The following is a 6,527-nucleotide window of genomic DNA, read 5'->3' on the forward strand; positions in this document are numbered from 1 at the left end:
TGGCTTGCTTGTTTCTTGGCCGACGTACCTCGGGAAATCCTGGTGGATGACGAATAATAAGGTCGTAAAGACCAGCAATTAAGCAGTGTGTTCTTTGTCGCTCAGTTGAAAAATAAAAATTTAGTGTGCATTTGGCAAAGGAGATATCAATGAGCGAACTAAAGGGTGATAAAAAATGCCCGGTTTCATTATGTAACAGGCCCCAACGTATTTATGAAAAATATCATATGCCCTCCGTCATGCTGGGGTTATGTGTTTTCGCCGCAGCGGATGCCATTGCTGCCGATGATGCTCCAATACGCAATGAGAATAACGAGCCTGATACCATTATTGTTACCGGGGAAAAAGTAAGACGTACTATTTACGATACCGGATCCAGTATTGAGGTGTTTGACGATGCGCGGATAGATTCCCTGCCCGGTGCAACGCAGGTATCCGATTTATTAAAAATGACGGCCAACGTCCTGGATACGGGCATTGGTAACGATATTCCAACCATTCGCGGTATTGATGGTTCAGGGCCAGCCAATGGCGCCAATGCCTTCCTCAGCGGTACGCGGCCACGTATGAACCTCTCGCTCGATGGGCGTTCCTTAACCTATAACGAATTAGCCGTCGGGCCGCAATCCCTTTGGGATATGCAACGGGTCGAAGTCTACCGAGGGCCGCAAAACTACATTCAGGGTCGTAATGCGATTGCCGGTGCGGTGGTTATGAGCAGCAAGGATCCGACGTTTGACTGGACTTCGGCAGTCAGGGCCGGGGGCGGAAATCAGGATTCTACTCAGGCTTCTGCCATGCTATCGGGGCCGATTGTTGAGGATCAATTGGCGTTTCGCCTGAGCGCCGATCGTCAGCGGCGGGAGAGTTTTGTCGATCTGATCTCCTACGAACCTGTGGGTAATCCACGCGAAATCGAAGTGACCAACATCCGTGGGAAGCTGCTGTATAACCCAGCTGGGCTACGTGATCTCACCACTAAACTTTCGATAAATCACTATGAAAGCCAGGCACCGCAGAATGAAGCGCTAAGCCCGGCTAACCATGCCAGCTCCCGTTTTGACCGGCGTCGCCCAGTCGTTGAGACCCAATCTACCAGTGGCATTTGGGATATTGCCTGGGAGCCGTCGGAGCAGTTAAGCGTCCAGAACAAGTTTGTTTATACCGATTTTAGTAACCATCGCCGTACCGCAGAAGCGCTGCCGTGGGCCGACATCGAAGGCAAAGAGTTCCAAATGGAGCCGCTGGTACTTTTCGGTACACCAAACGATCGTTGGCGTGGCCTGGTTGGTGCGCGTTACTTCCATGCGTCGCAGGATGAGTTTGTTAACCTGTTCCCTGGCGGTAGCCCGTTCAAGGATAAAACAGATACCTACGCCGCCTTTGGCGAATTGACCTGGGCCGTGTTGCCACATATCGATATTACCGCCGCCAGCCGAGTGGAGAGAGAGCACCGTCAACGTAAGGGCGGCAAGGCGCGTAAGGTCGATTTTGATCAAACCTGGGATGTGTTCCTGCCCAAGCTGGATGTTGCGTGGAAGCCTTCATCGCGGCAAACCTTTGGTGCCAAGGTGGCTCGCGGCTATAACGGCGGTGGCGCTGGGATGACGTTTTCAGCCCCCCTGATCAACTATACCTACGATCCTGAATATGTCTGGAACTATGAGTTGTATAGCCGCCATGGCATTGAAGATCTTAATCTCGAGGTGATCACCAACCTGTTTTATAACGACTATAAAGACATGCAACTGCCGTATTATCTGGACTCCACTATGAGCTCAATGATGATCCGCAATGCAGATAAAGTCGAAACCTATGGTGCTGAACTTGGGGCTATCTGGAAACCGACGGGGAATTTTGAGTTGAATAGCTCAGTAGGGTTATTAAAAACAAAAATCAAGAAATTCTCTGACAGCAGAATCGATGGGCATGAATTACCGCGCGCTCCGGCAGTCACCGCCAATATGGGGGCGAAATATAATCTTATGCCGGGGTTGGAGTTAAGCGGTAATGTAACGCTTTCCGATACCTATTATTCCCAGTACGACAACGATCCACGCGGGAAAATCCCTTCCAGAGTGATTGCCAATATGCAGCTGGCTTATACCTTCAAGCAGGGGCGCGTCAGCGTGTTTGCGCAAAACCTGTTTGATTCTGATAAACGCGTCATGGTGATGAATAACGACGTTTCTACCGCGGTTATTCAGCGGCCACGGCTGGTTGGCGCCGTTGTCCAACTGGATTTCTAAGGCCATCTATCGTCAATGAAAGGCGCAGCAGGTTTTTGCCTGGGAGGGAAATGTGAACACGAATTTTAGCGAATTCAGCGGCGAAGAAGAAGCCGCTAGCGAGTTTGAGCAGCAGGCCTGGTTCGAACACCAGCAACAGCTACATGGGGAAGGCCAACAGGTGTTGGCCTGGCAGTTAACCGGTGCCGTGGATTATGGCCGCTTGGTCAACGTACTGGAACAAACCCAACGGCAATTGCCAGGTATCAACGCCCGTTACGTTTATGGTGAGCGCGGGCTGATGCGCAGTGACAATACGTGTTCACCGCCAGCGTTGACCATCCAGACGATCCGCCATCCCCAGGAAGCTATTGACACCCTGTTAAGCGCCAAAGCGATACCTTTTGACCTGGAACAGGCACCACCACTGCGCTTTATGCTGTTTTCCGGCGACAGGGGGGGCATTCTGGGGATGGTGGTGCATCGCATTCTGTCGGCATCGCTGGATTGGCGAGATATACCGCAAAAGGTCAGTGCACTGTATCAGCAACAAGTTCTCTCGCACTCCTCTGAGCCGTTCATTATGGAGCTCTTGGCGCTGCCTGATTGTGCCGCTCGGCAGACCGCGGTGGCGGTATTTCCGGGGGCAGTGGCTTCCTCTGTCACGCCGGGATCTGATGCGGCAATACGGCAACATATCCTGCAAGCCTTCCGCGAGGCGCTCGCCGTGCCCACGATGGGAGAAGATGATGATTTCTTCGATTGCGGCGGGCACTCGCTGATTGCCACCCGCATTATTGGCCGTTTGAAGAGCCAGCAGCATCTTGAGATCAATATCAACGATCTCTTCAGCTATCCCAGCGCGGCTCAACTGGCGCGCTATGCCTACATAGTTAATAACGTGGCCGCTTCGCCGGGTAAGCAAGCGGAGAGTTTGGCATTGCTGAGTCCGCAGGCTCCATTATCGCTCGCGCAACGGTCATTGTGGAAAATCTATCAGGCGCTAGGCTGCGGCGAGGCCTTCAATATTCCCTTTGCGCTGCGCTTTCTCGACCCGATTGATGAAGGGCTTTTCTTCCAGGCCTTCCAGGATATTTTGCTGCGTCATCCGGCTTTGCGCACCCTGTTTGTCGACATTTCCGGCGAGGTTTATCAGCAGATCGTTCCGCCGGAGATGCTGTCTCAATACGAATGGTTCTGGCATTCACAGTCTCAGGATGTGCCGCTGGATCAGGCGCTACAGCGCGCAGCCAGCCACCACTTTGAGCTTGATGATGAGTTACCGGTACGCATCACCTTCCTGCAGGATGAGGAAAATGGCCAACAGGTGGTGTCGCTATTGTTCCACCATATTGTATTGGACGAGTGGTCGGTGAATATCCTGATGGATGAATTGGCTTTGGCGATGGCAAGCCGTTTCGCCGGATCGGCACCGGAGTGGCAGCAGACACCCGCGCCGTTCCACGCGTTCGCAATCCAACAGCAACAGGCCGGGGTCAACGATCGACATCTGCGGTTCTGGCTGGAACGTTTGCACCATGCACCGTCTTCGGCATCGATTTTTGCCAGCGAAACGCAACAGGCCGATGCGGCTTCTCACTCCGGCAACTGGGTTGAGTTCAAACTGGAACACGCCGTCACCACTGGGCTTTACCGCCTGGCGAAACAGCAGGGTGCCTCACTGTTTAACGTGGTATACAGCGGAATTGCTGCGGCACTCCATCTGCTTGGTGGCGCGAAAGATCTGGTCATTGGTACTTCGGCCTCTGGGCGTAACGACGCGCAATTTTTCGATACCATCGGTTACTTCACCACCGTTGTCGCTCATCGGATCGGTTTTGCCGATGGCACCACGCTGAACGGGCTGATCGATGACGTGAAACGGCAGATAAATGATTCGCTGCCTTTTAGCGACATCCCGATCGATCTGGTAGAAGAAAAGCTGTTTGGTGATTGCGCGCCGCGCGACAGCCATATGTTTGAGGTCTTCATTCAGCTCCATGCCAAAAATAAGCTTAACGGGTCGTTTAGCTTGGCCGACGGCCAGCAGATCCGCTTTCGCCAGATCGATCCCGAGAAAACGGAATCGGTGCTGGGGTTGCAGTTTGAGGTGATGGAAGAGCAAATCGACGGCGAGCCTTCGGTTCGTGTCATGTTGAGCTATCGCACCGATCGCTATTCATGCGAGCAGGTGCAGCAGATCGTCCAAACGACACGTCAGGTGTTTGCCGTTATGGCCGATTCCGTTGGTCAACCGGCGTTACTGCTTGATGCATTACGCCATAACAGGAGTGTGTTATGAAGCAGGAGCCGTTGACCGATATTCGGCGCATCTACCCGGCTAAAACCCTGGTAGAGTTGGTTTATAGCACCTCACAGCAGGCTCTGTTTGTCAGCTCTCCCGATTGGGAGGATGAGCGGCAATCCCGTGTACTGCGGATAAATCCACAAACCCTGGCCGTTGAGGAAGAGATCCCGTTGCAAGTCAAAGGGTTTGGCGTGGCGCTGGACGATCGCCGTGGGCATCTTTACCTCTCCCAGGGGTTTAACGGCACCGTCGCCGTGGTGGATATCGCCGCCAATCGGCCGATCGCCACCATTGCGCTGATGCAGGAAATTGCTTTCAAGCAACTGTATCAACGAGAAGGGATTGTCGGCGAGCGGCAGGCTTTTTTATTGCGGGAATTGGAGCGTTTTGGCGTGAGCGAAGGTTTTCCATGGAAGCTGCGGGAGTTGGTTTTCGATCCACGGAGTGAGCGCCTGTTCTTGCCAGGGCTGGGGTTGGGTATCGATAGCGTGCTGTTGGTGGTGGATACCCGCAAGGGCCAACTGGAGACGATTATTCACGGTTTCGGCTATAACGTAGTGGGGATCACGCTGGATGAAACGGGGCGCCGTGTCTTCGTATCAAACATGCAGGGCCAGCTGTTTGTTGTTGATCCAGATAGCTTGGCGATCGTTTCCCGATGGGAGATCGAAGCCGATCAACTGCTTAATATGGTCTATGACCCACAGCAAAACCGGATCTTCGGTGTCGATCAGGGCATTGACCGTAGCGATTGGCGTAACAATCATCTGGAACGTGAATATATTGCCCGTAGCGCGGGTCATCAGGTCTTCGCTCTGAACGCCGATAATGGCGACGTTATCGCACGTATGGCAACGGATGAAGTGCCGATCGGCCTGGCGTGGGATGGCGAGCGGCAAAGGCTGTACGTCGCCAATCGCAAAGGCATTCGCGTGGATATTGGCGAAGGCACGCTAACGGTATTTGATACTGCCCGCTATTGCCTGCTACAGACCATACCTATGGCTCCGCATCCCAACAGCCTGGCATTTGATGAGGATAAACAGTGCCTGTTTATCACCGTCAAAAATGATGAAACCATGATTAAGGCTGGGTTGCCGGAATGCGTTGCCCGTATGCAATTAGGTGAAGGGACAAGGGAGGCAAAGTAAATTGCCAAGGCTCAAGCTGCACGGATTCAATAATCTGACCAAGAGTCTGAGTTTTTGTATCTATGATATTTGTTACGCCGAGACGGTAGAGGAGCGCGACGGCTATATCGCCTACATAGACGAGCAATATAATGCTAACCGTTTGACCGAGATCCTGGTTGAAACCTGTTCGCTGATTGGGGCCAACGTGTTGAGCGTTGCCCGCAAGGACTATGAGCCTCAGGGGGCCAGCGTGACTATTCTAGCCAGTGAGGGGCCGGTAACCCCAAATGGCGTCAAACCTCCCCAGCCAGAGTCTGTCGTGGCGCATTTGGACAAAAGCCATATTTGTGTTCATACCTACCCTGAAAGCCACCCTGGGTGTGGGGTTTGCACCTTTCGTGCCGATATCGACGTCTCGACCTGCGGGGTGATTTCGCCGCTGAAAGCCCTCAACCACCTGATCCAGCAGTTGGAATCAGATATTGTGACGATTGATTATCTGGTCAGAGGTTTTACCCGGGATGTGCATGGGGTGAAGCATTACATCGATCATGAGATCACGTCGATCCAAAACTTCATTTCGCCAGAGATACAGTCGCTATACCAGATGGTGGATGTGAACGTTTATCAAGAAAATATCTTCCATACCAAGATGTTGCTGAAAGCGTTCGATTTGCATAGTTACCTGTTCAGCACCAGGTTGCAGACCCTCAGTGAGGCCAGGCAATTGGAGATCGGCAAGCTGTTGTGTAAAGAGATGCAGGAGATTTACTCTGGACGAAATATGCCGTAGACGAGGTGATGCCTGCTACCTGACATTCGCAGGCATCAATTTGCTTGGTGCACTGAAGAAATCAG

General features: G+C 52.7%; 4 protein-coding genes. All 4 read left to right on the top strand.

What is annotated here, in order from left to right:
• The first annotated feature begins 149 nt into the window (after positions 1 to 149).
• The 4 genes from A6U95_RS15285 to speD are packed head-to-tail and all read left to right on the top strand — an operon-like array spanning position 150 to position 6,462.
• Complete coding sequence (locus tag A6U95_RS15285; protein WP_065685068.1) at positions 150 to 2,249, top strand: TonB-dependent receptor; 2,100 nt, start codon at positions 150 to 152, stop codon at positions 2,247 to 2,249.
• Between the two features lie 52 nt (positions 2,250 to 2,301).
• On the top strand, positions 2,302 to 4,530 hold the full coding sequence (locus A6U95_RS31210; protein WP_065685069.1) for a condensation domain-containing protein: 2,229 nt from the start codon (positions 2,302 to 2,304) through the stop codon (positions 4,528 to 4,530).
• A complete protein-coding gene (locus A6U95_RS31215) occupies positions 4,527 to 5,687 on the top strand; it encodes a hypothetical protein (protein WP_065685070.1) in 1,161 nt (386 codons plus the stop codon). Before A6U95_RS31210 ends, A6U95_RS31215 begins: the two co-directional genes overlap by 4 nt.
• A gap of 1 nt (position 5,688) precedes the next feature.
• Entirely contained in the window at positions 5,689 to 6,462 is a 774-nt protein-coding gene (gene speD / locus A6U95_RS15300; RefSeq protein WP_065685071.1) for an adenosylmethionine decarboxylase, read from the top strand.
• The last annotated feature ends 65 nt before the right edge of the window (positions 6,463 to 6,527 follow it).

This window comes from Serratia sp. 14-2641 (assembly GCF_001692375.1).
GTDB classification, from domain to species: domain Bacteria; phylum Pseudomonadota; class Gammaproteobacteria; order Enterobacterales; family Enterobacteriaceae; genus Chania; species Chania fonticola_C.

Coding starts and splice junctions, on each gene's coding strand:
- A6U95_RS15285 (WP_065685068.1), top strand. CDS start 150: ATGAGCGAACTAAAGGGTGATAAAAAATGCCCGGTTTCATTATGTAAC.
- A6U95_RS31215 (WP_065685070.1), top strand. CDS start 4,527: ATGAAGCAGGAGCCGTTGACCGATATTCGGCGCATCTACCCGGCTAAA.